The sequence below is a fragment of the Streptomyces sp. NPDC047982 genome (genome assembly GCF_043204165.1).
In the GTDB taxonomy this organism is placed as follows: Bacteria; Actinomycetota; Actinomycetes; order Streptomycetales; family Streptomycetaceae; genus Streptomyces.
Genome location: NZ_JBIDBS010000010.1, coordinates 1 through 25,564 on the forward strand (window position 1 = coordinate 1; position 25,564 = coordinate 25,564).

Annotated in this window: 24 protein-coding genes and 6 pseudogenes; 11 read left to right on the top strand and 19 right to left on the bottom strand. The window is 70.4% G+C overall.

Annotation, left to right across the window (positions count from 1 at the left end; all coding sequences use genetic code 11):
- Positions 1 to 340, bottom strand: a 340-nt coding sequence (locus ACGF2V_RS14365) for a helix-turn-helix domain-containing protein (protein WP_392912114.1), incomplete at its 3' end; no start/stop codon positions are given.
- On the opposite strand from ACGF2V_RS14365, the pseudogene tnpA reads away from it, so the two are divergent.
- Positions 324 to 742: pseudogene (gene tnpA / locus ACGF2V_RS14370) on the top strand (IS200/IS605 family transposase). The gene ACGF2V_RS14365 and the pseudogene tnpA overlap by 17 nt on opposite strands.
- A gap of 56 nt (positions 743 to 798) precedes the next feature.
- On the opposite strand, the gene ACGF2V_RS14375 reads toward tnpA, so the two are convergent.
- Positions 799 to 1,434: a hypothetical protein gene (locus ACGF2V_RS14375; protein WP_362626172.1), complete on the bottom strand. Its 636-nt coding sequence runs from the start codon at positions 1,432 to 1,434 to the stop codon at positions 799 to 801.
- Positions 1,435 to 1,582: 148 nt separating this feature from the next.
- On the opposite strand from ACGF2V_RS14375, the gene ACGF2V_RS14380 reads away from it, so the two are divergent.
- Together ACGF2V_RS14380 and ACGF2V_RS14385 are read left to right on the top strand one after the other, a co-directional pair.
- Complete coding sequence (locus ACGF2V_RS14380) at positions 1,583 to 2,023, top strand: hypothetical protein (protein ID WP_392912117.1); 441 nt, start codon at positions 1,583 to 1,585, stop codon at positions 2,021 to 2,023.
- 146 nt (positions 2,024 to 2,169) lie between these two features.
- Positions 2,170 to 2,463, top strand: a pseudogene (locus tag ACGF2V_RS14385) (MscL family protein); the annotation flags it as partial.
- A gap of 258 nt (positions 2,464 to 2,721) precedes the next feature.
- On the opposite strand, the gene ACGF2V_RS14390 reads toward ACGF2V_RS14385, so the two are convergent.
- Both ACGF2V_RS14390 and ACGF2V_RS14395 read right to left on the bottom strand, forming a co-directional pair.
- Entirely contained in the window at positions 2,722 to 2,937 is a 216-nt protein-coding gene (locus ACGF2V_RS14390; protein ID WP_362706272.1) for a hypothetical protein, read from the bottom strand.
- A 78-nt stretch (positions 2,938 to 3,015) separates the two neighbouring features.
- Positions 3,016 to 3,252: pseudogene (locus ACGF2V_RS14395) on the bottom strand (hypothetical protein); the annotation flags it as partial.
- Here ACGF2V_RS14395 and ACGF2V_RS14400 point away from each other — a divergent pair.
- The 3 genes from ACGF2V_RS14400 to ACGF2V_RS14410 all read left to right on the top strand — a co-directional run bounded on the left by ACGF2V_RS14400 (position 3,151) and on the right by ACGF2V_RS14410 (position 5,907).
- Positions 3,151 to 3,468: a hypothetical protein gene (locus ACGF2V_RS14400; RefSeq protein WP_362706297.1), complete on the top strand. Its 318-nt coding sequence runs from the start codon at positions 3,151 to 3,153 to the stop codon at positions 3,466 to 3,468. The pseudogene ACGF2V_RS14395 and the gene ACGF2V_RS14400 sit on opposite strands and share 102 nt — an antisense overlap.
- Positions 3,469 to 3,754: 286 nt before the next feature.
- Positions 3,755 to 4,837: a P1 family peptidase gene (locus ACGF2V_RS14405; protein WP_362706291.1), complete on the top strand. Its 1,083-nt coding sequence runs from the start codon at positions 3,755 to 3,757 to the stop codon at positions 4,835 to 4,837.
- Between the two features lie 284 nt (positions 4,838 to 5,121).
- Positions 5,122 to 5,907, top strand: a complete 786-nt coding sequence (locus ACGF2V_RS14410; protein WP_362626179.1) for a DUF6227 family protein — start codon at positions 5,122 to 5,124, stop codon at positions 5,905 to 5,907.
- A 271-nt stretch (positions 5,908 to 6,178) separates the two neighbouring features.
- Here the strand turns inward: ACGF2V_RS14410 and ACGF2V_RS14415 are convergent, their stop codons facing one another.
- Positions 6,179 to 7,834, bottom strand: coding sequence for a DHA2 family efflux MFS transporter permease subunit (locus ACGF2V_RS14415; RefSeq protein ID WP_362626303.1), 1,656 nt, complete (start codon positions 7,832 to 7,834; stop codon positions 6,179 to 6,181).
- A 4-nt stretch (positions 7,835 to 7,838) separates the two neighbouring features.
- Between ACGF2V_RS14415 and ACGF2V_RS14420 the strand changes: the two genes are divergently transcribed.
- Together ACGF2V_RS14420 and ACGF2V_RS14425 are read left to right on the top strand one after the other, a co-directional pair.
- A complete protein-coding gene (locus tag ACGF2V_RS14420; protein ID WP_362626182.1) occupies positions 7,839 to 7,970 on the top strand; it encodes a hypothetical protein in 132 nt (43 codons plus the stop codon).
- A gap of 314 nt (positions 7,971 to 8,284) precedes the next feature.
- Positions 8,285 to 9,301 carry a YafY family protein gene (locus ACGF2V_RS14425; RefSeq protein WP_362626184.1) on the top strand — a complete coding sequence of 339 codons (1,017 nt, stop codon included), beginning with the start codon at positions 8,285 to 8,287 and terminating at the stop codon, positions 9,299 to 9,301.
- Between the two features lie 334 nt (positions 9,302 to 9,635).
- Here ACGF2V_RS14425 and ACGF2V_RS14430 read toward each other — a convergent pair whose 3' ends face one another.
- On the bottom strand, positions 9,636 to 10,634 hold the full coding sequence (locus ACGF2V_RS14430; RefSeq protein ID WP_362626187.1) for a sigma-70 family RNA polymerase sigma factor: 999 nt from the start codon (positions 10,632 to 10,634) through the stop codon (positions 9,636 to 9,638).
- A gap of 791 nt (positions 10,635 to 11,425) precedes the next feature.
- Positions 11,426 to 12,205: a class III extradiol ring-cleavage dioxygenase gene (locus ACGF2V_RS14435; protein ID WP_362706270.1), complete on the bottom strand. Its 780-nt coding sequence runs from the start codon at positions 12,203 to 12,205 to the stop codon at positions 11,426 to 11,428.
- 133 nt (positions 12,206 to 12,338) lie between these two features.
- Here ACGF2V_RS14435 and ACGF2V_RS14440 point away from each other — a divergent pair, with 133 nt between their 5' ends.
- Positions 12,339 to 12,851, top strand: a complete 513-nt coding sequence (locus ACGF2V_RS14440; protein ID WP_362706267.1) for a MarR family transcriptional regulator — start codon at positions 12,339 to 12,341, stop codon at positions 12,849 to 12,851.
- Here ACGF2V_RS14440 and ACGF2V_RS14445 read toward each other — a convergent pair.
- Positions 12,840 to 13,040, bottom strand: a pseudogene (locus ACGF2V_RS14445) (TetR/AcrR family transcriptional regulator); the annotation flags it as partial. The gene ACGF2V_RS14440 and the pseudogene ACGF2V_RS14445 overlap by 12 nt on opposite strands.
- 308 nt (positions 13,041 to 13,348) lie before the next feature.
- Here ACGF2V_RS14445 and ACGF2V_RS14450 point away from each other — a divergent pair.
- Positions 13,349 to 14,623, top strand: a complete 1,275-nt coding sequence (locus tag ACGF2V_RS14450) for a M6 family metalloprotease domain-containing protein (RefSeq protein ID WP_362626196.1) — start codon at positions 13,349 to 13,351, stop codon at positions 14,621 to 14,623.
- Positions 14,624 to 14,952: 329 nt separating this feature from the next.
- Here the strand turns inward: ACGF2V_RS14450 and ACGF2V_RS14455 are convergent.
- Positions 14,953 to 16,075, bottom strand: a pseudogene (locus ACGF2V_RS14455) (HAD-IC family P-type ATPase); the annotation flags it as partial.
- Positions 16,076 to 16,163: 88 nt separating this feature from the next.
- Positions 16,164 to 16,526 carry a metalloregulator ArsR/SmtB family transcription factor gene (locus tag ACGF2V_RS14460; RefSeq protein WP_362706265.1) on the bottom strand — a complete coding sequence of 121 codons (363 nt, stop codon included), beginning with the start codon at positions 16,524 to 16,526 and terminating at the stop codon, positions 16,164 to 16,166.
- 457 nt (positions 16,527 to 16,983) lie between these two features.
- Between ACGF2V_RS14460 and ACGF2V_RS14465 the strand changes: the two genes are divergently transcribed.
- Positions 16,984 to 17,250, top strand: a complete 267-nt coding sequence (locus tag ACGF2V_RS14465) for a GlsB/YeaQ/YmgE family stress response membrane protein (RefSeq protein WP_362626202.1) — start codon at positions 16,984 to 16,986, stop codon at positions 17,248 to 17,250.
- Positions 17,251 to 17,349: 99 nt separating this feature from the next.
- On the opposite strand, the gene ACGF2V_RS14470 is transcribed toward ACGF2V_RS14465, so the two are convergent.
- From ACGF2V_RS14470 to pdhA, 9 genes and pseudogenes are all read right to left on the bottom strand, one after another.
- Positions 17,350 to 18,285, bottom strand: coding sequence for a M56 family metallopeptidase (locus ACGF2V_RS14470; protein WP_362626205.1), 936 nt, complete (start codon positions 18,283 to 18,285; stop codon positions 17,350 to 17,352).
- A 4-nt stretch (positions 18,286 to 18,289) separates the two neighbouring features.
- Positions 18,290 to 18,832, bottom strand: a complete 543-nt coding sequence (locus ACGF2V_RS14475; RefSeq protein ID WP_362706262.1) for a BlaI/MecI/CopY family transcriptional regulator — start codon at positions 18,830 to 18,832, stop codon at positions 18,290 to 18,292.
- Between the two features lie 260 nt (positions 18,833 to 19,092).
- Positions 19,093 to 20,431, bottom strand: a pseudogene (locus ACGF2V_RS14480) (alkaline phosphatase).
- On the bottom strand, positions 20,428 to 20,970 hold the full coding sequence (locus tag ACGF2V_RS14485) for a class I SAM-dependent methyltransferase (protein WP_362626208.1): 543 nt from the start codon (positions 20,968 to 20,970) through the stop codon (positions 20,428 to 20,430). Before ACGF2V_RS14485 ends, ACGF2V_RS14480 begins: the two are co-directional and overlap by 4 nt.
- Positions 20,971 to 21,020: 50 nt before the next feature.
- Positions 21,021 to 21,239, bottom strand: coding sequence for a hypothetical protein (locus ACGF2V_RS14490; protein ID WP_392912130.1), 219 nt, complete (start codon positions 21,237 to 21,239; stop codon positions 21,021 to 21,023).
- Between the two features lie 671 nt (positions 21,240 to 21,910).
- Complete coding sequence (locus tag ACGF2V_RS14495) at positions 21,911 to 22,162, bottom strand: acyl carrier protein (RefSeq protein WP_362626214.1); 252 nt, start codon at positions 22,160 to 22,162, stop codon at positions 21,911 to 21,913.
- Positions 22,159 to 23,487, bottom strand: a complete 1,329-nt coding sequence (locus tag ACGF2V_RS14500; protein WP_362706257.1) for a dihydrolipoamide acetyltransferase family protein — start codon at positions 23,485 to 23,487, stop codon at positions 22,159 to 22,161. Before ACGF2V_RS14500 ends, ACGF2V_RS14495 begins: the two co-directional genes overlap by 4 nt.
- 1 nt (position 23,488) lies before the next feature.
- Positions 23,489 to 24,490 (bottom strand): alpha-ketoacid dehydrogenase subunit beta, encoded by a 1,002-nt coding sequence (locus ACGF2V_RS14505; protein ID WP_362626220.1) that lies wholly within the window; start codon positions 24,488 to 24,490, stop codon positions 23,489 to 23,491.
- Positions 24,487 to 25,557 (bottom strand): pyruvate dehydrogenase (acetyl-transferring) E1 component subunit alpha, encoded by a 1,071-nt coding sequence (gene pdhA / locus ACGF2V_RS14510; RefSeq protein ID WP_362626223.1) that lies wholly within the window; start codon positions 25,555 to 25,557, stop codon positions 24,487 to 24,489. The genes ACGF2V_RS14505 and pdhA overlap by 4 nt, the downstream gene beginning before the upstream one ends.
- Between the last annotated feature and the right edge of the window lie 7 nt (positions 25,558 to 25,564).

Sequence of the window (25,564 nt, forward strand, 5' to 3'; positions counted from 1 at the left end):
TGTCCTTCCGTGACTTGTACCGGGGCGCGCCCATGCGGGGGCGCTTGCCCTTCAGGCCGTCGAAGAAGTTCCGGTACGCCGCATCCAGGTCCCGCAGGGACTGCTGCAACACGACAGCGCAGACCTCGCCGAGCCAGGCCCGCTCCGGGGTGTTCTTCGCACCGGTGATCAGCGCCTTGGACAGGTCGCCGGTCTTCGGGAAGGGCAGCCCCTGGCTGCGGGCGGTCTCCCGCGCCCTGAGGGCGTCGTTGCAGACCACCCGCGCGCACCCGAACGCCCGCGCCAACGCCGTGCGCTGACCGGCGCTCGGGTACAGGCGGAAGCTGTACCGAAGCTGCACGCCAATCACGATAAACAGTCACTGCGTCTTCCGCCTTCACGTCCATGTGGTTTTCGTGACCAAGTACCGGCACTCCGTCTTCGCCGACCGGCACCTGACGCGGTGCGAAGAGATCACGCGGAGCGTGTGCGAGGACTTCGAGGCCGAGCTGGTCGAGTTCAACGGCGAGGCCAACCACGTCCACCTACGCGTGAACTTCCCTCCGAAGGTCGCCGTGTCCAGGCTGGTGAACTCCCTCAAGGGCGTCTCCTCACGCAGACTCCGCCAGGAGCTCCCCGACCTCGCCCGCCACTACCGGCGCGCGCAAGCCTGTGGTCCGAGTCCTACTTCGCCAGGTCCCTCGGCGGCACGCCCCTCAGCACCGTCAAGCAGTACATCGAGCAGCAGAACCGGCCGCTCTGACCCGGGCTGAGGCCAACAGTGCAGACCCATGCACACAGCTGAGCTCAGAACAGTTCTCAGATTCGCTTCACCACCGGACTGAAGCCCGGTGCACTGCGAATAAACCCGGTAGCTGCTCTTGCGCCAGGTAGCCGCTCGCATCTTCCGTAGCGGGGTGGGTGGGCAGGCGGGGTTGAGGTGACCGGGGGCGGCGCGGTGTGACTGTCGCGGCGCGTGTGGGGGACCGAGTTGTCCACAACGCCAGGGCTGTCCACATGCCTCAGCGAGAAGTCCGCGGACTGTGGATCGTGAGGGGTGCTCGTCCGAAACTCCTCACAGCAGGTGGTGCTGGCCATGTCCCGATCCTCGTTCCGGTCGTCGTTCCCGTCCTCGTCGCCTTCGTCACTCCCCTCGTCGTCGCCTTCGTCGTTCCCCTCATCGTTTCCGTCCTCGTTCCCGTCGTCGTTCCCCTCGTCACGGAATCTCCCGGCACCCCAGGCCCTCCATCCCTGGCCTTCGCTCGGGTCGTCCGCATCGCCCTCATCGCCCGGGCCGTCCTCGTCGTCCTCACGGCTCAGGTCATCCACCTCGCTCGGGTCGGCGGCCTCCGCCGGGCCGTCCAGGCCGACCGAGCCATCCACGTTGCTACGGTCATCCGCCTCGTCCAGGCCGTCCGGGCCGTTCGCAACAGCTTCGTCCTCCGGACCGCTCACGCCGTCCCAGGTTTCCCCGGCCGCTCCCGTTCCGGGGGCTCCGGCGTCCGCTCCCCCGCCCTGCGGCGTGCCCGCGTTCGAGCCGTTGCGGGTGGGCGGAGGCGCTGCGTATCGACTGCGACGGATGTTGTGGCGGCAACGTCGCACCATGGCCGCCGGGCTCGCCGTGACAGCTGCCGCGTTGGCGGCGACGGGACTGGGCGGAGGCGACATGGGCGGCGAAGCCGCGCACGGCGTAGGAACGGGCGCGGTAGGCACGGCAGGGACCGCGACGGAGCGAGTACGCAGGCCGGCGCCGCTGGTGTCCGCTCCGGTGCGGATCGCGGACGCGGGGGCGGTGCGGCTGTTACGACCGGGGGACCGCGTCGATGTCATCGCCGCCGGCAGAGACGGGGACGGAGCCGAAGCCGGAGGCCGAGACGGGGCCCGGGTCCTGGCGAAGGGCGCGCTCGTGGCGGACGTGCCACAAGGACCGGCCGAAGGTCTCGCGGAGGACGGTGCGTTGGTCGTGCTGTCCGTCCCCCGGGGCACGGCCGCGTCGCTGGCTGGCGCCGGAATCTCGACCAGGCTGGCGGTGATCCTGTGCTGATTCGCGCGGATCATCGACACCACAGCCGGACTAAAGACGCCAATCGGGTGTTTCTTGTGCGTACTGTCGTGAATTTCGGAGGAGTCTGCCCCATCGACGGCACACGCGAAGGAAGGCTCACCCGTGAGCGAGAAGAAGAAGGCGGCATGCTGGAAGGGTTCAAAGCCTTCCTGCTGCGTGGCAATGTGATCGACCTGGCGGTCGCCGTGGTCATCGGTGCAGCGTTCACCCAGATCGTGAACTCGGTCACCAAGGGGGTCATCAACCCACTGGTCGGCGCGTTCGGCACCAAGGACCTGGAGAGCTACAGCTCCTGCCCCAAAGGGCCCGTGTCACGGACTCGAAGACGGGCGAGGCCGTCAAGGCATCCGGATCCTGTGGGGTTCGGTGCTGAGCGCCACCCTCAGCTTCTTGATCACCTCACCGCGGCGGCCGTCTACTTCCTGATGGTGTTGCCCATGGCCAAGTACCTGGCCAGGCGAGCAGCCATGCAGGCGGCGAAGGAGGGTGTGCAGGAAACGCCGGAGGTGAGCGAACTGGAGGGTCCTGAAGGAGATCCGCGACGCCCTCGTCTCGCAGCGCGGCAGGCCGACGGGCGGGGCTCATGGCGAGGATTCCGACGGGAATCAGAGCCGGTAGCGTGCCGCACGGCAGAAGCACCAGCGGCAGCGTCGCCGGTCCACGCCCGAGCGGGGGGCTCAGACGTGGTGGGGCGGCTTCTCTTCCAGGAAGCGCGCCAGATCGGCGGCGCTGCCACCGGCCGGGGCCCGCTCACCCCAACCTCGGTCCGTATCGTCCGCGGACTGCTGATCCAACGGATCGTCGAAGACCAGAGCCGGCCTCGGTCTCGGTTTCGGCTGATCCGGCTGCGACGGCTTCGAATCGCGCGGGCCGGGGGCGGGGGCGGTGCTCATGTCTCCAGGGTACGGCGGTGGTCAGCGATCCTCCGGGTCGAGCCGCCACAGGCCGAGGAGCGTCGGAGGTCACCAGGTCGCGTCGGCGGGGCAGACCTCGGCGCACGGGGCGACGGGATCCTCGCAGTGCATGCAGACCGTGGGAAGGGAGGCGACGAACCTGCCCTCGTCGGGGTAGTCGAGGTCGGGGTAGTCGAGGTCGGGGTAGTCGAGGTGGATCACCGACTTGCCCCTGCGCGAGTCGCAGTCCCGGCAGGCAGAGACGCATGCCTGGCCGTCGACGCGGTCACCGTACCGGCCGCGATCTTCCTCCAGGCGGTGTGGGACCTGCACACCCGTCACTTCAAGCGTGATCTCGCGGAGCAGTTGTCCCTCCCCGTGGCCGCGCTGGCGGTCCTGGCCTGCACGTTTACCGGGGCCTGGGCGGCGCTCGCGGCGGTGCTGGTGGCGGCGACAACCGTGGTCGCGGGAGAGTTGTGGTCCAGGTGGGCCGCTCCGGCGGGGCGAGTGGTTACGCGTCAATACACGTGAGCACGCGTGAGCACGCGTGAGCACGCGTGTGAGTTTGACGGCATCCGAACAAGGCGGCGGGCGGGCAGTGGACGAGGCGGTGGGCGGGTGTGGAGCGACGGGGGCAGGGGACCATCAGGGGACTATCGGTCTGGCCGAGAACAAGGAGCGTGCGGTGACGAGGGAAGATCCACAGGAGCGACGGGAAACCACGGCCGCCGGCCCCCGGCTGCCGGGCACCGCCCCGACCGGCCCGGCGGGGACCAACGTCTTCGAGACCGGCCCGGTCGAGACCGGGCCCGTAGGAATCGGACCGGGCGAAAGCGGGCCTGCCAGTAGCGGGCCGCTCGACGCGCTGACCGATGTCGCCGGGCTGCGCGTCGGCCATGCACGGGTGGCGGGCGCGGGCGCGCTGAGCGGCACCACGGTCGTCCTCGCCCCCGAGGGTGGCGCGATCGCGGCCGTCGACGTGCGCGGCGGCGGTCCCGGCACCCGGGAGACGGACGCGCTCGATCCGCGCAATCTGGTGCAACGCGTCGACGCCGTCGTCCTGACGGGAGGCAGCGCGTTCGGGCTGGACGCGGCGTCCGGCGTAATGGCCTGGCTCGAGGAACGGGGACGCGGGGTGCGCGTAGGCCCTGATCCGGCACAGGTGGTGCCGGTGGTACCGGCCGCGTGCCTCTTCGATCTGGGGCGGGGAGGCGACTGGCGGGCCCGCCCGGACGCCTCGACCGGGCGCGCGGCGGTGGAGGACGCGGCCGGTACCGAGCCGGGGGCGCCGGTCCTCGAAGGGGGCGTCGGCGCCGGTACGGGCGCGGTCGCCGGGCAGCTCAAGGGCGGAGTGGGCACGGCGAGCGTGCGGTTGGGGTCCGGGATCACGGTGGGCGCGCTCGTCGTGGTGAACGCCGCGGGTTCGGTGGTCGATCCGCGTACGGGTGTGCTGTACGGAGAGTACGGCGCCGACGTTCCGCCGCTGATCCCCGCGCCCGAGGTCCACCGCGCAGCGCTACGGCGCCTGGCCGAGACTCGGGAGGCCGATGCGGCTCCTCCGCTCAACACCACGCTCGCGGTCGTCGGCACGGACGCCGAGCTCACCCGGGCCCAGGCGCAGAAGCTGGCGGGTACGGCGCACGACGGGCTGGCTCGCGCCATACGCCCCGTACACCTGCTGACCGACGGGGACACTGTCTTCGCGCTGGCCACCGGCGCCCGGCCGCTGGACCCGCAGAACCCCGTCGCCCTCAACGACCTGCTGGCGGCCGGCGCGGACTGTCTGACGCGGGCCGTCGTGAAGGCCGTCCGGGCGGCGCGGGGGACCATGGGTCGCCACCGTGGCACCGGCCATCCCTCGTACGCCGATCTCTACGGCAGGCCCCGGCCGCCCGTATGACCGCCGGACGACCGCCTCGTGGCCGCCCCGGGTCCGCCGCCCCGCGTCCGCCCGCCCCGCGTCCGCCGTCCCATGGCCGTCCCGCATGTCCGTCGCGGCGCGTCCGCCGTCGTCGCACATGCGCCCGGCCCCGACTCCCCTCTGGGGAAGGGAAGTTCGGACGAACCATCAGGAACCATCCCCGCGCGCCAATCGTTTTCCTGAACCCCGGTCACGATGTCCGACCCAGGGACTACGTTAAGCACGCACCAAGTAACACGCGGCAACGGCCTGGAGACAGCACCTTGAGCGATCCGTACGAGACAACCGAGCAACACCTCGAGCGACTCCTGCGACGGGCACTCAACTCTTTCGACCTGCCCGACAGTACGGTCGAGAGACTCGGTACCGCGCTCGCCCACAGCAGTTCACTGCACTCCTCGCACCACAGTTCCGTGCTCCACCGGGAGACCTACCGGCACACGTATCTGCTGTCCGACGGCACCACAGTCTCCTTGTGGGAGCTGGTGCACAGCGGTCCGTGCGACGCGAAGGACCCGCGGTCCCGGACGGAAACCGAGTTCCGGCACCACGAGTTGTACGACGACGAGGCCGATGCCCGGGTCGCCGCCGCCCGGCTGGCCGACGGTCTCGGGGACGTCCCGTTGGGGGAGGTCCCGTTGTTCGGGGACGACGGTCCGCAGGTCGATCTGGACACGCTCACGGTCCTGATGGCGGCTTCCCCGGCCCCTATGCCCCGGACGTACGCCCCGGACAACTCCGCCGACCACGCCCGCCGCGTGCTGCGCCGCGCGGAGAACAGCGACGGCCCGGGCGAGGAGACTGCCCGGCTGCTGCGTGCCGCCTTCGCCCACCACATCACCCAGGTCTTCGGCCGCCAGTGCCAAGTGGACGGGCGGAACGCGGGGTTCACGTTGTACGAACACGCCTTCCTCCTCCTGGACGGCAGCGAGACGAGCCTGTGGGAGGTCGAACACACGGCGACACCCGATGGCCGCCACATGTGCGAGGTGTACACCGACGAGGACACCGCGCGTGGCGCCATGGAGAGCCGCACGCGCATCTGCTGACGGAACAGGGAAACAGGAGGACTGGAAACAAGAGGACTGGGGCGACAGGAGGACGGAGGGACAGGAGGCCCGAGCCCGCCGCCATGGGCCCGAACGCCTCGTGGAATCCCCCGGCTCCCAGCCCCGGACGAGCCGCCGGGCCCGGACGAGCCCGCTGCCCCAGACAAGCCTCCGAAGCCGGACGAGACACACGGGATGGTGCGCGCACCCTGTAGGGCGCGCGCACCATCCGGTCCCACAGTTCCAGGGCCTCTCTCACGGCTTCACGACCTCACGGCAGCAGCGCGGGCTTCCTGCCCGACGCGGCGTCGGCCCCCGGCGCATCACCGGTCCCGGGCGCGGCACCGGCATCGGTCCGGGCTCCGGTGTCGGCGTCGGCGCGGGCTCCGCTACCAGCACCGGTCCCGGGCGTGCCCGGCACGGCCGGGTCGGCGGCGCGGTCCACAGCTCCCCCGCCGACGACTTCCCGGCCCACGAAGCCACCGTCCACGACGTCGTCGTCCATGGTCCCGTCACCGCCGCCTTCGACCTCATCGCCGCCGCCTTCCAGGTGCTGCTTCGGGCGCGCGGGCAGCGCGAACATCACCAGGACGATCAACGCGAGCACGCCGATCACCCACCACAGCGAGTGCCGGAACGCCTCCGCGAAGGCCGGTCCCACCTCCTGCGGAGCCAACCGGTCCCCCATCGCCCCGAAGAAGACGACCGCGACCAGCCCGAGCCCGAGCGCGTTGCCCATCTGCTGAACGGTGCTGATGAGGCCGGAGGCCGAACCGGAGTGCTCCCTCGGCACCTCGGACAGCACCGCATCCGTCAGCGGGGCGACGATCAAACCCATGCCGAGGCCCATGACCACCAGCGGCGGCACCATCTGCCAGGACGTGATGCCCATCCCGTACCGTTCGGACTCCACTACGTAAAGCAGCAGACCGGCGATCATCAGCAGCGCGCCCGCCTGGAGGACCTTGCGGCCGAACCGGGGCACCAGCTTCTGTACGGAGATCCCGGCGGCGCACGAGACGGCGATCGAGAACGGGACACCGGTCAGCCCCGCCCGCAGCGCGCTCCAGCCGAGGCCCATCTGCATGTACAGCGTCCAGACCAGGAAGAAGATGCCGAGCCCGATACCGAAAGTCAGCTGCACGGCGATACCGGCCGCGAAGCTCTTGAACCGGAACAGCGAGAGCTCGACCAGCGGCGAACCACCCTTGCGCGCCTTCGCCCGCTCGAACAGCACCAACGTCAGGAACACCAGCAGACTGCCGACCATCGACAGATGGCCCCACAACGGCCAGCCCAGCTCCCGCCCACGGGTCAGCGGGTAGATCAGCATCAGCATCCCCAACGTGACGAGGACGACACCGACCAGATCGAGCCGGAGCGCCTTCGGCGCCTTGGACTCGGTGATGAACCTGTTGCCCAGGACCAGGGCGGCGACACCGACCGGCAGATTGATCAGGAAGATCGGTCGCCATTCGAGGCCGGCGATGTTCCACTGGGTGAGCAGCGCGCCCAGCAGCGGCCCCGTGATCGCACCGAGCCCGACGATCGCGCCGAAGAGACCGAAGACCTTGCCGCGTTCGTGTGCCGGAAAGGTGGCGTGCACGAGCGACAGCACCTGCGGGACCATCAGCGCGGCGGTGCCGCCCTGGAGGAGGCGCGAGACGACCAGCATTTCCGGGCTCACGGCGAAGCCACACAGCGCGGAGGCCAGCGTGAAACCGCCGATGCCGATGAGGAACAGCCGCTTGCGGCCATGTATGTCGCCCAGTCGGCCGCCGGTGATCAGCCCGGCTGCGAAGGCCAGGGAGTATCCGGCGGTGATCCACTGGATCGAGCTGAACGAGGCACCGGTGTCTTGCCGGATGCTCGGGATGGCGACGTTGACGATCGTGACGTCGACCAGGTCCATGAAGGCTGCGGTCATCACGATGGCAAGCGCGAACCAGCGTCGCCGATCCGACGAGGCCGGAGCACTCGACGAGGCCGGAGGGACCGAAGTGCTGGGCGCGATCGAAGTACTGGGCGCGATCGAAGTACTGGACGGGGCCGGAGCGACCTGAGCGACCTGAGCGTTCGGAGAGCCCAGGGAGTGCGGGGAATCCGGGGAATCCGGGGAATCCGGGGAATCCGGGGAATCCGGGGAATCCGGGGAATCCGGGGAGCGCGGAGAATCCAGAGAAGCCGGAGAGCCCGGAACGGCCGAGGCCGCGGACGCCGGAGCGGCCGAGGGACCGGACGCCGGGGTCGGCGGTGTTGCGGAAGAAGGCATGGGAAGAAGCTAGGTGCCTATTAGGTCAGCTATTGACCCAATGAGTGGCCATCCTGATCAGGTGACCGACTGTCCCGGACCGAACTCCGACACGAGGATGAGCCCATGACCAGCACTCCGGCACGACTGCTGAATCTGCTGTCGCTCCTCCAGACGCCTCGCGAGTGGCCGGGCAGCGAACTCGCCGAGCGGCTCGCCGTCAGCCCGCGCACCATCCGCCGCGACATCGACCGCCTTCGCGAGCTCGGCTATCCGGTCGAAGCGACGCGCGGTTCGGTCGGCGGCTACCGCCTGGTCGCGGGCACCGCCATGCCGCCGCTGCTGCTCGACGACGAGGAGGCCGTGGCCATCGCGGTGGGTCTGCGGGCGGGTGCCGGGCACGCCATCGAGGGGGTCGACGAGGCGTCCGTACGGGCGCTGGCGAAGCTGGAACAGGTGCTGCCCTCACGGCTGCGGCACCGGGTCTCGACCCTGCAGAACGCCACGGTGCCGCTGACCCGCGGCGACGGCTCGACGATCGATCCGCGCACGCTGACCGTGATGGCGTCGGCGGTCACCGGGCGGGAACGGCTCCGGTTCGCCTACCGCGCGGGCGACGGCGCCGAGACGCGACGCGAGGCCGAGCCCTACCGGTTGGTGAGCGCGGGGTGGCGCTGGTACCTCGTCGCATACGACGTGGGGCGCGCGGACTGGCGTACGTTCCGGGTCGACCGGGTCAGCGAGCCGTTCGCGACCGGAGCCCGGTTCGCCCCGCGCGAGCTGCCGACGGGGGACGCGGCGGAATTCCTCAGCGGCTCCATCACCAGGCGGCAGCCGGAGCTGGCGGTCGAGGTGAGCTTCGGGGCCCCGGCGGAGTTCGTGGCAGCCCGGCTGCCAGCCTCGTTCCGCCCGCTGGAGCCGACCGCCGGGAACGGGTGCCGACTGCGAGCGACGCTGACGGACTCGCTGGAGTGGGTGGCACTCCGACTAGCCCTGGCCGACTGCGAGTTCACCGTGCATGAACCTGCGGCACTGGTGACATACCTGGGCGATCTGAGCGCCCGGCTGAACCGCGCCACACACGCCGCGACGGTCACCGCCGCACCCACGACAACAGAGACAGCGCAACAGAGACAGCCGTGATGCCCGCGATGCCCGCGATGCCCGTCATACCCATAAGGCCCGCGACGACCGAGGAAAGCCCGGAGAGCGCAGAGAGCGCAGAGAGCGCCAGAGCAACCGGAGCGGCCGGGCCAACCCGAACAGCTCGAACAGCCCGGCCAGCCGAAGCAAAGGAAGGAAAGGAAAGGAAGAATGAGCCCCGGCGCCAGGGGGGGGGTGGGCGCCGGGGCTCAGCTCGGGGGGCGTCGCACGGAGCGACGCTCAGGACGTCACGCGAGGCAGGAACCGAGGCGTCGCGCGAGGCGACGTCGGGTGCGCGCGAAACGACCTGTTCCGGAGGTTACTGGACAACCGTTCACGCCGCGGCGTCAAAACCCGTGTCGCGGGCCATTCGCTTCAGTTCGAGCAACGCGTGCTTCTCGATCTGGCGGATCCGCTCGCGGGTCAGGCCGTGCTGCTTACCCACCTCCGTGAGCGTCCGCTCGCGGCCGTCCTCGATGCCGTACCGCATGCGGATGATGGAGGCGGTGCGGTGATCGAGCTTGCCGATCAGATCCTCCAGTTCCTCGCTGCGCAGCAGCGTCATGACCGACTGCTCGGGCGATACCGCGGAGGTGTCCTCCAGCAGATCACCGAACTGCGTCTCGCCCTCGTCGTCCACGGACATGTTGAGGCTGACCGGGTCACGGGCCCAGTCCAGGACATCGCTCACGCGCTCTGGCGTGGAGTCCAGCTCCGCGGCTATCTCCGCGTGCTCCGGCTCACGCCCGTGCTCGCGGTTGAATTCGCGCTGCACGCGGCGGATCCGGCCGAGCTCCTCCACCAGGTGGACGGGGAGCCGGATCGTGCGGGACTGGTCGGCTATGGAACGAGTGATGGCCTGGCGGATCCACCACGTCGCGTACGTGGAGAACTTGAAGCCCTTGGCGTAGTCGAACTTCTCGACCGCACGCACAAGGCCCGCGTTCCCCTCCTGGATCAGGTCGAGCAGGGGCAGCCCGGCCCGCGGATAGCGGCGGGCGACGGCGACCACCAGGCGGAGGTTGGAACGGATGAATATGTCCTTGGCCCGCTCACCCTCGGCGACCAGCGCCTCCAACTCCTCGCGCGTCGCCCCGCCGGCTTCGCTCTCCACCCCGCCGTCGAGTATCTGCCGGGCGTAGACACCGGCCTCGACGGCCTGGGACAGCTCGACCTCCCTGGCGGCGTCGAGCAGCGGCGTACGCGCGATCTCGTCCAGGTACATGCCGACCAGGTCGCGATCGGCGATCTCTCCGCCCGCCGCGCGAACACTGCTTGCCCGGTTGGCCCCACCGGTGGAGGACGAACGACGGGCGACGGCACGGGTTGCCATGCGAGCTCCCTTGCTGAGTAGGTCGCGACACCCTCTCGGGTGCCCTGCATCCAATGGAAACAACGACTGGAATCCGGACAGAATTCCCATGCCTGGCATCCATTTCGGGATCATGCAGTACCCTGTCCGCCGCGAGGGTCGCGAGCATGCCGGACGATCAAAAAGAAGCGCAGGTCAGACCCGGTCTGGAAGACGATCCGGCGACACTCACGGACATCTCCAACTCTTACGTACGTGAGACCGCGGTCACATTCGATGCGGCCCTTTTCACACCCGAACAGAGGCTGCTGCTGTTTCGTTCCCATCCGGCCTATCTGGCCTATCCGGCCCATCCGGCCCATCCGGCCCATCCGGCCCATCCGGAAGACGGCCCGTTCCACCTTCTGGTTGCTCGGGATGCCCGCATGGCCAGGCTCGCCTCGTCGCGCCCCCTCGATCCTGGGCCATGCCTCAGGGCCGCCTTCCACCCCAGGTTCGCACGCACGTGCGAGATTGCCCGGAGGAGCTGGTGCGGGCCGCGAACCCACCGCTGCGCCGCGTACGGGTACGGGTACGGGTCCGGCGAACCGATCACGCTCGCGCCCGCCGCGACCGCACCCAATGCCGTGCTGCGCACCTGCCCGCGTTCCCCTGCACGCCGTGGGGACCGAGCCTGGAGGCAGCCTGGGCGGCGAGCGCCGCGGTCACCGAGTCACCGCCGCGTACACCCCGACCGAACCCCCGACCCCGCCCCGGCCCGAACCCGCCCACGACCGCCACCCTCCTCACGACCCCTACAGCCCCCCACGTCCTCAGCCGAACTGCACCGAGCGCTTCGCGAGCCCCATCCAGAACCCGTCGATGACGCTGCGACCCCCGTCCAGCTCGCTCTCCGCGGCGCCCAGCGTCACGAAGAGGGGCGCGAAGTGCTCGGTGCGCGGGTGCGCCAACTGCCCGGCCGGGGACTTGTGCTCGAAGTCCAGCAGCGCGTCGATGTCCTGCGCCCGGAGCGCACGGTCCCCCCAGTCGTCGAACTCCGCCGACCAGCCGGGGACGCCGCCCGCGTGGCGTAGCGCGGCGAGGTTGTGGGTGAAGAAGCCGCTACCGACGATCAGGACACCCTGGTCGCGCAGGGGCGCCAGTCTGCGCCCGATGTCCATCAGCTTGCGCGGGTCCAGCGTCGGCATCGAGACCTGGAGCACGGGGATGTCGGCGTCCGGGAACATCTCGACCAGCGGTACGTACGCGCCATGGTCGAGCCCGCGGTCGGGCATGTCCTGGACCGGCGTACCGGCGCGTCGCAGCAGCTTGCGCACGTCCTCCGCCAGTTCCGGCGCGCCCGGGGCGACGTACCGCACCTGGTAGTAGCGCTCCGGGAAGCCCCAGAAGTCGTAGACGAGCGGGACCGTCTCCGTGGCACCGAGGGCGAGCGGCGCCTCCTCCCAGTGCGCGGAGACCATCAGGATCGCGCGAGGCCGGGGCAATCCGGCCGACCAGGCCGCCAGTTCGCCGGGCCAGACCGGGTCGTCGGCCAGCGGTGGCGCACCGTGGGAGAGGTAGAGGGCGGGCATCCGCTCCGCGATGACGGTCATGGCACTCTCCATCCGCTACTGCTCAAGGCATGCCTTCCAGAGGTCCCTTTGAGGAGGCAGGATTCTTTAACGTTCAAGCTCACACCTGTCGAGACCTTAGCTTCATCTAGTTAAACTTTCAAGAAAAGCTACAGTGGAGTACATGACCACGGCACACCCCGGCGAACCGCGCTGGCTCTCGGACGAAGAGCAGAGCACGTGGCGTGCGTATCTCCACGCCACCACCCTTCTTGAGGACCACCTCGACCGCCAGTTGCAGCGCGACGCCGGCATGCCGCACATCTATTACGGGCTGCTCGTCCAGCTCTCCCAGGCGCCGCGCCACCGGAAGCGGATGACCGAACTGGCCAAGGACGCCAAGATCACCCGCTCGCGGCTCTCGCACGCCGTCGCGCGGTTGGAGAACAACGGCTGGGTGCGCCGCGAGGACTGTCCGTCCGACAAGCGCGGCCAGAACGCGGTCCTGACCGACCAGGGCCACGAGATGCTCACCCGGTCCGCGCCGGGCCATGTCGACGCCGTCCGGCAGGCGATGTTCGACCGGCTCACGCCCGAACAGGCGCGTGCGCTCGGCGAGATCATGCAGGTCATCGCCACCGGACTGCAGCCGGAGGACGTGGACGCGGACCTGCCCTGGCTGCGTTGAGCCCAGTCGCGTCAGCAGCATGCCGACGGCGATGTCGGGGTGCAGGCGCCCGGCGGACATGGCGCGCGCCACGAGCCCCTCGACGGCGCCTTCGAGGCGTCGGCGCTCGGTGAGCAGTTCCGGGTGGTCCTTGTCGAAGCCGCCCAAGAGCATCGGGCCCAGCACTCCGATGCGTTCATCGGCCGCCGCCCTTCCTCGTCCCCGTGTTCCTCGTCCCCGTGTTCCTTGCGCCGCGTGTTCCTTGCGCCGCGGCTTCTTTGCCCTGCGGCTTCTTTGCCCCCACTCCCGCCACCGGGGAACGTCTCCCCGTTTCAGGAGGCACAGGTCAAACAGGGAGGCGATGCCCACTCCTCAGTGCGCCGTGACCCGAAGCACACCTCCTAGCCGGAAAACCAGCCGATCGGCCCACTCAGCGAGCGGTGCCGCGGCTCCCGTCACAGGCTGATCGAAGAGCGCAGTCGGGTCCGGCCGGCTGCCGCGGACCCGGAGGCGCCTCTATGGAACGTCCCCGCCACCGGATACGCGGGCATCGCCCGATCGCGCTCACCTCGGCAACGGCCCTGGTCATCGCCGCAGTCGCCTCGGGCAGCAGCAGCCTTCCGATACCCAGCCCGGCCTCGGCCGGTCCGGTGGCCGAGCCCCGGGCGGCGGACATAGCCGCCTGCCGGATACCGGCGACCATGGGCGTGCAGATGTCGGAGGGCATGCCGACCCCGCAGGGGTACGCCCGTTCCACGGGCAAGGTCCGCGCTCTCAACCTGATGATCGACTTTCCTGACGCGCGGGGCGCCGAACCTGCGATGGACCGGTTCGCGGAGTTCTTCCCGCAGACCGTCGCCTGGTTCCGGACCGCTTCGTACGGGCGGCTCACCTACATTCCCGACGCACCCGTGAAGACCTGGCTGCGGATGCCGCTGCCGTTCGCCGAGTACGGAATAGGCCGGGGGGCACCCTACGAGCCGGGATACCGCCACCTCGTCCAGGACATCGTCGCCGCCGCCGACCCGAGCGTGAACTTCAGCGCGTACGACCTGGTCAACGTCCTGGTCACACCGAACGCCGGTCCGCCCGCGCTCGAAACGGTCCTGTCCGTGACCTTCGCCAGCAACGCCAACGCCCCGCACGCGGACGGTGTCCCGCTCGCCAACACGTCCTTCATCTACAGCCGCCAGGACGACGGCTCGGGGTCCTACGAACGGACCGGATTCCGCGTCCTGCCGCACGAGAACGGCCATGTCTTCGGCCTCCCCGACCTGTACACCATGGAGGGCGGCGGGGCGGTCGGACACTGGGACATCATGTCCGAGGACTGGGGGGCCGACAACGACCTGCTGGGCTGGCACAAGTGGAAGCTCGGCTGGCTCGACAACAGCCAGGTCGACTGCGTCGCCGGATCCGGCACCAGCGACCACGTGCTCGAACCACTGGGCACCCGGGGCGGTACGAAGCTGGCGTTCGTGCCGTCGAGCGCCGAGTCCGGCTACGCGGTGGAGGTCCGCACCAAGGCAGGCAACGACGAGGAGGTCTGCCGCCCCGGCGTGCTGATCTACAAGGTGAGCTCGAACGTCGACACCGGGCAGGGGCCGGTGTCGGTCGTGGACAGCACCAAGAAGAGCGGCGGCTGCACCCGGCTGCCCAATGTTCACGCCGAACTCTCCGACGCCACCTTCCGCCCCGGCCAGACCTTCACCGACCGGGCGACCGGGATACGCATATCCGTGGTGGACAAGGAGGACGGGGGGAGTTACCGGGTACGGGTAAGCAGCCCGTGAACGGTTACGGCTGGCTACGGCTACGGCGACACACATGCGGTCGCACAGGGGGGTCTGCGCGCTGCGCGCTGGCCAAAACTTAAGGGATTGCGCAATTTAAACTATGACCGCGGATACGAACGACATGCCAGGCTGGGAGAACGCGATTCTCGATGGCGGCCCCGCCGACGGGCTACGGATGCGGGTCACCGAACGCCCCGGGGTGCTTCAGGTGACGTACCCGTGCCAACTGGACGCCCCGCCGGGCGACATGAAGGTGGAGGCGCTCAGTTCCTCCCACCGAAGGCCCCGAACCCGTGCCGCCGATCACTCCTACGCCCTGGGCGCCATGCCCATGCCCGGGCCCCGGTGACACCGCGTGGCTCGGCGGCACGGCGGTCGGTCCGCAGGAGCACCCTCGCCAGGGCCTGGGTGAGGAGGTTCTCCGTGAACCAGCCGGAATGGAACAGCGCCTCGTCGTCCCTACCGCTCGGGCCGCGCAGGGCGAGCGCGAGCACCGCGAAGGTGGCCAGGTCGGCGAAGGCGTTGAGTGCGCCGAAGGCGGTGATGAAGCGGAGGAAGTCGCGCGGCCGCAGCATGGTCGGCCGCCTGAGCGCGGCCGGGGCCACCCTGTCGTAGGCGAAGGTGAGCTGGGCCGCGTCGAAGCAGAGGTTCTGGACGAGGGCTTGGGCCGGGAGCATCGGCAGGAACGGCAGGAACGGCAGCAGGAGACCGGCGGCGAGCATGGCGATGACGTTGCCGAGGTTCGAGGCAAGCGTGAGGCGCAGGTACGTCGCGATGGTGACGCTGCTGTGTCGGCCCGCCGTGATCGCGTGGTCGATCGCGGTCAGGTCCTTGCCGTGACCGGCGAGCACCAGCCCGCGCCTTCCCGGACCACGTCGACGGCGTCGCGCGGGCAGACCCCGACATCGGCGGCGTGCAGCGCGGGCAGGTCGTTCACGCCGTCTCCGAGGAAGCCGGTGGCGTGGCCCGCGGCCCGCAGCGTGGTGACGATCCGGGCCTTGTGCTCGGGAGTGCATCGGGCGAAGACGGTGGTCCGGTCGGCGAGTTGGGCCAGTTCCCGGTCCGTGAGCCGGTCGATGCCGTCCGCCGTGCGCACCTCGCCCGGATCGAGGCCCAGATCGCGGCAGGCCCGGGCCACGGTGCCGGGGTGCTCGCCGGTGAGCACCTTGACCGTGACGCCGCGGTCGGCGAGGACGCGCAGGGCGCCTGAGGCGGAAGGGACGAGTTCCTCGCGCAGCGCGACGAAGCCGGTGAACGTCAGGCCGCGTTCGTCGGCGGGCGTGTACACGCGCTGCGTGCGAGGCGTTCGGCGGTGGCGACGGCGAGGAGGCGCAGTCCGTCGTCCGCCCGGTCGGCGGCGAGTGCGAGCAGTCGCTGTCGCTCGGCGTCGTCGAAGGCGCATCGTTCCAGCACGTTCTCGACGGCACCCTTGACGACGAGGGCGATGACGGCGGCTCCGTCCGGCACCGGGGAGGCCGACGACGGAGGGGCCGGTGGTCCGGGTGCCGTGCGACCTGACTCCTCGGCCTCGGAGGTCTCAGGCACCGGTCCTGCGGGGCGCGCGCACCGGCGCGGACGCGCCCTCGGCACGCGCGGCCAACTGCCCGACCATCAGCCGTACGACGGTCACGACATCGGGGTCGTCCACGAAATACACCATGCGTCGGCCCTCACGCCGGGAGCGCACGAGGCCCGCGAGCTTCAGCTTCGTCAGGTGCTGGCTGACAGCGGGCAGCGCGCCGCCCACCCGCTCCGCGAGTCCGGTGACATCTCTCTCGCCCTGGGCCAGCGCCCATACGATGTGCAGCCGCGCCGAAGACGCCAGCAGTCCGAAGGACGCGGCGGCCTCCGCGAGCACCTCCGCAGGCGGGTCCTCGAAGCCGTCGGCGCCTTTCGCCACCGTCGTCCCTCCCTTTCCGCGGGGTCGCTTGCGAACCTGCCCAGTCTAGGGCGCGCCCCGAGCACCCGCCCGGCCCAGGCCGCCGGGCACCCGGTCCCGTCCTGCCGACACCCGGCCCCGTCCTCCCGGCAGTCCGGCACCCCGGCCCCGTCCTCCCGGCAGTCCGGCACCACCCCCGGCCCGCGATCCCGTTCTCTCCCGGCAGACCGGCCGCGCGGGGCGGCAGCCGGTCCGCCCCTCCCAGCAGCAGGGCTGGCGGGGTGGCGGCCGAGCCAACCCTCCTGGCAGCCTGGCACGCCGGGTGGCGACCGGTCGCGCCCCGGCCCGGAGGGCCGTGCAACCAGCGCCGCCCGGGCGGCGTCTTCACCATCGTCCGTACAGTTGCGCAATCAAGCAACGCACTGTCGCCGGCCGGGACTTGCTCCGTCCGGTACGGCCCGACGAGGGGAACGAGAACGTGGGCATCATCAGCTGGATCATCCTCGGGCTGGTCGCCGGAGTCATCGCCAAGGTCCTGCTGCCCGGTCGTGATCCGGGCGGCCTGATCGGCACCACTCTCATCGGCATCGCGGGTGCCTTCATCGGCGGCTGGCTGTCGTCGCGACTTCTTGATCGGCCCGTGGAGAAGGACCTCTTCGACCTGCCCACGTGGGGGGCGGCGATCGGCGGCTCCCTCGTCCTGCTCATCGGCTACCGCATCCTCTTCGGGAATTCGCGGGACTGACGGTCTTCGGGAACGCGCGGCGCCGACGGCCTTCGGGAACGCGCGGCGCCGGTGACGGGCCACGGCCCCACCAGCCACTACACAGGCACCAGACAGGCACTACAGCGGTGTGGCCGCCCGCAGGATCACGATCATCGTGACCGCGGAGTTCGCGGACGACATGGCCGACAGGGCGGCACCGGCCACGGCGTACCAGGCCGCCGCGCCGACCGCGGTGAACGTGGGCGGCCAGGTGCGGGCCGCCGGAGCGGGGCCGAGCAGCGCCGCCACTCTGCGCGGCACCGGGCCAGGAGCGGCGAAGGCCGCCAGCGTCGAGGCGGGCGGCGGGGGCGAGATCAGCGCGGCCTTGCCCACCGCGCGGGCCGTCACCCGCCGGTCGCCGACCACGCGGGCCGCCTCCTCGTCCGCCCAGCGTTCCACTGTGTACGCCACGGACGTGCGCAGCGGCCGCAGGAACGGGTTGGCCCGCGCCGCAAGCCCCGCCACCAGGAGGAAACGGTGGTGACGCCCGTCGAGGTGGGCACGCTCGTGGGCGAACAGGGCGCGGCGCTCCCGGGAGCCCAGGCCGGCCAGCATCCCCCTGGAGACCACGATCCGGCCCGCTCCCCCGCTGCCGGGCAGCGTATGGGCGTACGGTGTGGCGTCCGGCAGCACGGCGACGCGGGTGGCGCGCAGCCCCCGCAGCGCCCGCTCGGTATGGCGCCGCACCCGGTAGTGGCGCAGGAGGAGCCCCGCACAGGCCGCGGCCACCACCGCGAGGGCGCCGATGGCCGCCTTCCCGACCAGTTCGTGGCGCGGCACGGCCGCCCGTACCTCGGGGTCGGACCAGCCGTCGGGCAGCGGGTTCCCCGGAAGCTGGGCGGTGCCGACGATCGCGAGCAGGACCAGGCAGAGGGTGCTGCACAACCCGAGGACGGCGCTCGCCGCGGACAGGAGCCTGGTGGCGGCCCGGGGATGGAGGTGAAGTTCCGCCAGGCGTGCGATCGGCCAGGCGGTCAGGGGCAGAACGAGCGGCAGGAAGACGAAGACGCCCATGGTTTCAGTTCTCCCGGCCGTCCCGGTCCTCGTCACGGCCCCCCGGTTCCCCGCCGTGGGCGTCGTCGTGAGCATCGCTTTCGTGGGCATCGCTTTCGCGGGCCTCGTTGAGAAGCGCGCGGAGAAGTTCCTCGTCCCGCGCGGACAGGCCCGACACAAAGCTCATCAGCACGGCCTCGCGGTCCGTCTCGCCGTCCAGCACCCGCCGCATGCGGTGCGCGGCGAGCCCGGCCTCGTCCGCGGCCGCCGTCCACAGGAACGAGCGGCCCACCCGTTCCCGGGTGACCACCCGCTTCGCGTGCAGCCGGGTCAGGATCGTCATCACCGTCGTATAGGCGAGCGTGCCTCCCAGGTACGCCCGTACCCAGGCGGCCGTCTCCGGACCGGGTGCGGCCCGCAGCGCGGACAGTACCTGCACCTCCAGTTCTCCCTGCCCGCGACGGCGACCTCGCGCACCCCACTCCGCGCCGCCGCTCCCGCCGCCGCCCTCGTCGCGTCCTCGGTCCCGGTCCCGGTCCAGACCTTGATCCTGATCCTGATCCGTCATGCCGTCGTCTCCCTGCCCGTGCGCCCTCCCCGACGGGTGAGCACCCCATCGTAGTGAGACGAGGCCGCGGCCCTGCCGGATCCACGGCATCACCGTCACGCGCACCTGCGGAGAGCTACGTGCACCGGCGAAGAGACGGCGGCGAGGGACGCCGGTGTCCCGGACGGCCCCTCACCGCGTACGCGTCATGCCCGGTGCACGTGATGACCGGTCCACATACACGTGACGACTGGTACACGTGACACCGTCTGTCGGCCCGGTCAGCGCAGCCGAAGCGCCTCGCGAAGCGTCGTGAACAGTTCGGTCTGGTCGGTGACGCCGAGGACCCGGTACGCCTGCGGGCCCTGCGCGGCGATGCGGACCTGGATGCCGGCGTGCTCCTGCGACTGGCCGGGCGGGTGGGGTCGAGTAGTTGACCTTCAGCTGCTGGCCCTCGTCGGTGATCAGCGTGGAGGACAGGCCGGGCGGCTGGGCCTCCAGCGGCACGATCTGGCTGCTGTGGCCGTGGTCGGCTGTGGTGACGACCAGGGTGTCGGGATGCTTGGTGGCGTAAGCGCGCGCCACCTTCACGGCCCGGTCGAACGCGGCCGTCTCACCGATCTGGCCGCACGGGTCGGCCGCGTGGTCCTGCTTGTCGATCGAGGCGCCCTCGATCTGGAGGAAGAAGCCGTTCTTGCTGTGCTTCCCCTTCTGCTTGGCCTCCAGGAGCTGCATGGCCTTGGTGGTCTGGTCGGCGAGGTTCGGGGTGCCGGCGGGCCGGTTCGGATGGTCGGTGACGCAGCGCCGCGGGGCGGTGCCGCCCAGCGCAGCGGGCTTGCCGCTCCACTCGGTGGGCACGTTGCCCGGCGCGAAGAGGCCCAGTACGGGCTTGTCGCCCTTGGCCGCCTTCAGGGACCGGTCGTCGGCGACGACCTGGTAGCCCAGCTTCCGGGCCTGCTCGGTGACGGTCAGGCCCTCGTACCTGCCGTCGGTCACCTTCTGGTCGAAGCGCTGCTTGCCGCCGCCGAGGAGTACGTCGACCCTGTGGTTGACGCTCTGCTCGGCGATCGAGCCGGGGCCGCCCTTGGCGAGGGCGTCGGTGGGGCACTTGGCCATGTCGGCGGGGCCCTGGCAGGAGCGGTCGGTGGTGTGCGAGGCGAGGATGGCCGGGGTGGCGTCGGTGAGTTCGGCGGTGGTCACCGAGCCGGTGGCGTACCCGCCCTTCCGTGCCAGCTCCAGGATGGTCGGGACGGCCTTGTCGCTGCCCGGGGTCTTGGAGATCCGACCGTCGACGGTCTTCATACCGGTCGCCCAGCCCGTACCGCTGGCGGCGGAGTCGGTGACGTAGTCCGGGGTGCCGTCGGCGTGCACGGCGTACGTCGTGCAGGCGCCGGTCAGCGGGTACTTGTCCATGTTCAGACGACCGGCCGCGCCCACGGTGCAGTCACGGGCGAGGGTGATCTCCGAGTCGCCCATGCCGTCGCCGATCAGCAGGATGACGTTCTTCGCCTTCCCGCCCTTGACGGCCCGCTGGGTCTGCTCGTCGTGTCCGGCGGAGTTGGCCGAGGCCCTCCGGCGCGCACTGCCCCGCCGACCGTCGGCTCGACCGCGGACGGTCAGGACCTGCGGTGCACCGAAACGGCGTACTCTCCGCCGATATAAGGGTCTCGGGACCAGGTCGCGTATCTGGCTTCGAGGGTGAGTCCCGCCGCACAGCAGTGAGCGTCATAGTCGTCCAGCGTGTAACCGCGGTCGAGGGAGAACCCCGCAACGAGGCGACCGCCCGGACGGACGTGGCCCGCTACCCCGGCCACCAGGGCCGGTTCCGTTCCCGGCGGGGTGAACAGGGGGACGTTGCCCGCCATCACCACGACATCGAACGACAGCCCCAGGTCGAGGCCGACCAGATCCTGCTGGTGCCAGCGGATCTCCGGCGCCAAGCGCCGGGCGGTGGCAAGCATCGACTCGTCGACGTCCACGCCGACCACGGCGATCCCACGGAGAGCCAACTCAATGGCCACCCGGCCAGTACCGCAACCCGCGTCGAGGACGGTGGCGGGCTCGAAGGAGCGGACCAGCGCGGCTTCACCGTGAACGTCTCCCCCCTCGGCGGCGATGCGGTCGAACCGGGCCTGATACTCGTCACCGTTCCACGTCATGCGTTCACCGTGGCACACTCGCCGACCTGACCGCAGGCCGCCCCCCAATCTCAGTACAGCTCAGGCAGACCGGTGGGGGAGTCGGCGTCTCTCAGCACGACCGCCGCGTACGACGGTGTGAATCCGGACAGGCCCGTCTGGGCACCACTCCGGCCGCCGACGCGTCCGTCGTGGGCGGCTGCGGCGGCATCGGTCTGGGCCAGGTCCTCGCGACCCGCGTGTAAGCGGCAAGTCGTCTCGGCCTGCACGCCCCCATCCCCGACAGGCACGCGAATGTACCCAGTCCTTCAAGGTCCAGTGCACGAATCACCTGTAAGCAATGAACGGATCGGACCAGACAAACCACCCGCCCCACTGCCCGTTGGTAGCCCATCACGGAACGCGGGAGCCGGGATGTGTTCCCGTCGGAACTCGGTGCGCTGATGACCAGCTATGTCGAAGGATGGATTCCGGACGGCCCGATCACGTTGGACGCGTGATCCCAGTGGACGCCGCTCGTGTCGGCCACGGTTTGCGGGCCCGGCCGTGCCGACCCTGTGCCGGCACGGCCGGGCCCGCGCCGATTGTCCGGAGCATACGCGGCTTCGTCCCGCTCCGACGCAGGCAGCGTCCGCTCGATGCCAGGACCTGACGCATCGGAAGCGACCATTCGGCCCGGCCGAACGGCGGGAACCGTGTTTCAATGAAATGTGCGGAGGGAGCCTGATTCGAGGATGCGGAGAAGCGGCTCACGGCCGCGCACCGCACAATCGGGAACCGCGAGAAGCGGTTGGCTCCTTCCGCCCCGCGTGTCCGGAGCCGCCCATACGGGTCCGGACACGGAGCAACGTGGCCGTCGGCGGGCGGAACTCTACTGAGGATGTCATGTTTCCGTGGCATGCCGCGACCGGAGACGCGAGTGAAGTGCCTTGAGACTTCCGGCCAGACCGTCGGCCAGCACCTACGCGGTTGACGTCCGCGATGCGACGTAGTCCGCGCAGCCGCTGAGCGTGGTCAGTGAGGGGTAGTCCTTCTCCGGGAGCGGAAGGCCCGTTTGTCCGCTCAGGCCCTCGACGAAGTTGAGGAAGTCCAGCGAATCCATTTCCAGTGCGGCCCGGAAGTCCTCGTCGGGTGAGAGCGCGGAGACGTCGGCACCGGGCACCACATCCGTCAGGATCTGTTTGATCAGTTCGAGGGCCTTGTCCCGGTTCACAGTTCCTCCGGTCGTTGGAGCAGTCGGTCGAGTGCTGTCAGGAAGCGGGCGCCGGTCGCGCCGTCGCTCGCCCGGTGGTCGGCGGAGAGCGTGGCTGTCACGGTCGGGTGCACCGTGAGCATCCCGTGCACGGCCACGGGGCGCTCGACGACACACCCGAGGCCCACGAGCGCCACCTGGGGCGGGTAGATCACCCCGAAGACGGTTTCGACTCCCTGGTCGCCGAGATTCGTCACCGTGAGCGTGGGATCAGCCGTCTCCGAGGCGCGCAGGTGCCCTCCACGGGCTCGTGAGACCAGGTCCCTGAGTGCCGCCATGAGTTCCGGCAGGGGCATGGTGTCGGCGTTCGCGAGCGCCGGTGCCGCGAGGCCGTCACCGCGCAGCGAGACCGCGACGCCGAGCCGCACGGTCGCGGCCTCCGCGAAGCTGTCGTCCTTCCAGTAGCCGTTCATCTGGGGTACCTGGCGTGCTGCGAGAGCGACGGACTTCAGAAGCAGGGCTGCGGGTACCAGGCGTTCTTGCACGGGGCTGCACGCGTTCCGGTCGCGCATCCATGCCATGGCGGCCGCGAGGTCGATCGTCGTGGACAGGTAGTAGTGCGGTATCTCGCGGTTGGCGCGCGACATCAGAGCGGAGATCGCCGCACGCGGGGCTGGTTCCTCCATAGCGGGCCCGGCCGGCCGCGGGGGAACCGGCCCCGGATGCTTCTCCGCTGTGGGGCGGCGGGCGTGGGAACGCGCAGTGCGTTCCTCCGCTGCGGTACGCACGTCGTCGGCCCTGATGGCACCATGGCGTCCCGTTCCCCGGACCCGGCCGAGGTCCACGTCCAGCGACTCCGCCAGCCGACGGGCCAGCGGCGACGCCGGGACGCGGCCTCGCGGCCGGGACGCCGCCCGTTCCACGTCGGCGCGGGTGACGCGCCCTCCACTGCCCGAGCCGCGCACGGTGGCCAGGTTGACGTTCTTCTCCCGCGCCAGGCGTCGCGTCAGGGGCGTCGACACGGAGTCGGCGTCGAGGCCCAGAGGAGCCGGGCCGGTCTCGCCCCGCCGAACCGACGAGCCCCGCGCGGCGACAGGGGCGACTGGCTCGGCCGCCGTGTCGATGACCGCCAGGGGGGCGCCGACCGGCACGGTGGTACCCGGGGTGACCAGGAGGCGGCTGACGGTTCCCGAGTCGAAGCACTCGACCTCGATGGTGGACTTGGAGGTCTCGACGACTGCTACGACGTCGCCCCTCGACACCGTGTCGCCCTCGCCGACCAGCCACTCCAGCAGTCTTCCCTCGTCCATGTCGGCGCCCAGGGAAGGCATGGTGAACTCGGGCATGTCAGCTCACCACCTGGCGGACCGCGTCGACGATGGAGGCCGGTTGGGGCAGCGCCGCCTCCTCGAGCTGCCGGGCGTACGGGATGGGCACTTCCGCGCTGCACACGCGCTGCACCGGGGCGTCGAGCTCGAAGAACACCTGCTCGGTGATGCGTGCGGAGATCTCGGCGGCGAGGCTTCCGCTGCGCCATGCCTCGTCCACGATCACGGCCCGGTGGGTGCGGCCCACGGACTCCATGATCGTGGCGTCGTCCAGCGGGCGCAGGACGCGCAGGTCGAGGACTTCCGCGCTGACCCCCTCGCCGGAGAGGATGTCCGCGGCGGCCAGGGCCTTCGGCAGCGAGCCGCCGTAGGTGACGACGGAGACGTCCGTGCCGGGCCTGCGCACCGCCGCGCGGTCGAGGTCGACGGCCTCGACCGCGGGGTCGAGAACGCCTGCGGCGTTGTAGAGACTGCCGTGCTCGAAGATCAGCACCGGGTCCGGGTCGGCGAGCGCGGCCGCCAGCATGTGCCGTGCGTCCTCCAGGGTCGCCGGGGCGAGGACGCGGATGCCCGGGATGTGGGCGTACCAGCCTTCCAGACTGTGCGAGTGCTGTGCGCCGAGCTGCCGCCCGGCCCCCGTGGTCATGCGGATCACCACGGGCACGTTCAGTTGCCCGCCGGACATGTGCAGCAGGGTGGCCGCGTTGTTGAGGATCTGGTCCAGAGCGAGCAGGCTGAAATTGACCGTCATGATCTCGACCACCGGCCGCATCCCCCCGATCGCGGCACCGATGCCCGCGCCCACGAAAGCGGACTCCGAGAGCGGAGTGTCGCGGACGCGGTCGGGGCCGAACTCCTCCAGAAGTCCGAGACTGACCCCGAAGCAGCCGCCGTATCTACCGACGTCCTCACCCATGAGGAACACCCGTTCGTCCCGCAGCGCTTCGCGTAGTGCTTCACGGAGCGCTTCCCGGTATGTCGTGGGCGGTGGGGTGTTCGTGGATGTCCGGCGTGTGGTCATGAGGTGTCCCTTGCTGCGCTTGTCACGCTGCGGAGCAGGTCCGCGACGGGCTCTGTCGGTCCGTCCTCCGCCGACTGGACGGCGCGCTCGATCACGTCGAGCACATCCTGTTCCATCTGCCGCATCGTGCTGTCGTCGAGATGTTCTGCGGAGCGCATCCGGTCGGCGAGCTCCTGGATCGGATCCCGCTTCTTCCACTGCTCGATCTCGGACTTGGGCCGGTAGCGGTCCGGGTCGTACATGGAATGGGCGCGGAACCGGTACGTCTGCGCTTCGAGGAAGTGCGGACCGCCGCCCCCGCGCACGGATTCCGCGGCCCGGCCGGCGGCCGATTCGACGGCGAGCACGTCCATGCCGTCGACGGTCCAGGCGGGCATGCCGTAGGACGCGGCACGCATCGCGAGGTTGGTCTGCGCGTGTTCGCGGGCCAGGCTCGTCCCCATTGCGTACAGGTTGTTCTCGCACACCAGCAGCAGGGGCAGCTGCCACAGCGCCGCGAGATTGGCCGTCTCGTGGAACTCGCCTTCGGCGAAGGCTCCGTCGCCGAAGAAGCAGCAGGTGACACGTGCGCTTCCACGCATCCGGTCGGCGAGCGCGAGCCCGGCGGCCAGGGGCAGTCCGCCGGCCACGATCGCGTTGCCGCCGTAGAAGCGGCGCTCCGCGTCGAACAGGTGCATGGAGCCTCCGTGCCCGCGGCTGCAACCGGTGGCCTTTCCGTACATCTCGGCCATCACCGCGTCTGCGGGCACCCCGCGGGCCAGCGCGTGTCCGTGTTCCCGGTAGGTCGACACGACCGCGTCCTCCTGGCGCAGGGCGGCGTTGACGCCTACGGCGACGGCCTCCTCGCCGATGTAGAGGTGGACGAACCCCCGGATCTTCGTGCTGCTGTACAGCTCGACGCAGCGTTCCTCGAACCGGCGGATGGTGAGCATGTCCCGCAGCAGCGACAGGCGGTGCCCGGAATCGGAAGTGATCCGCCCCGTCGTCGTGGCGCCGGCCTTCTTGCGTGTACTTCTGCGCACCGGCGGCTGGGCAGGTCGGTCGGTGCGTGCGGTGGTGCCGCTCATCGTCGTG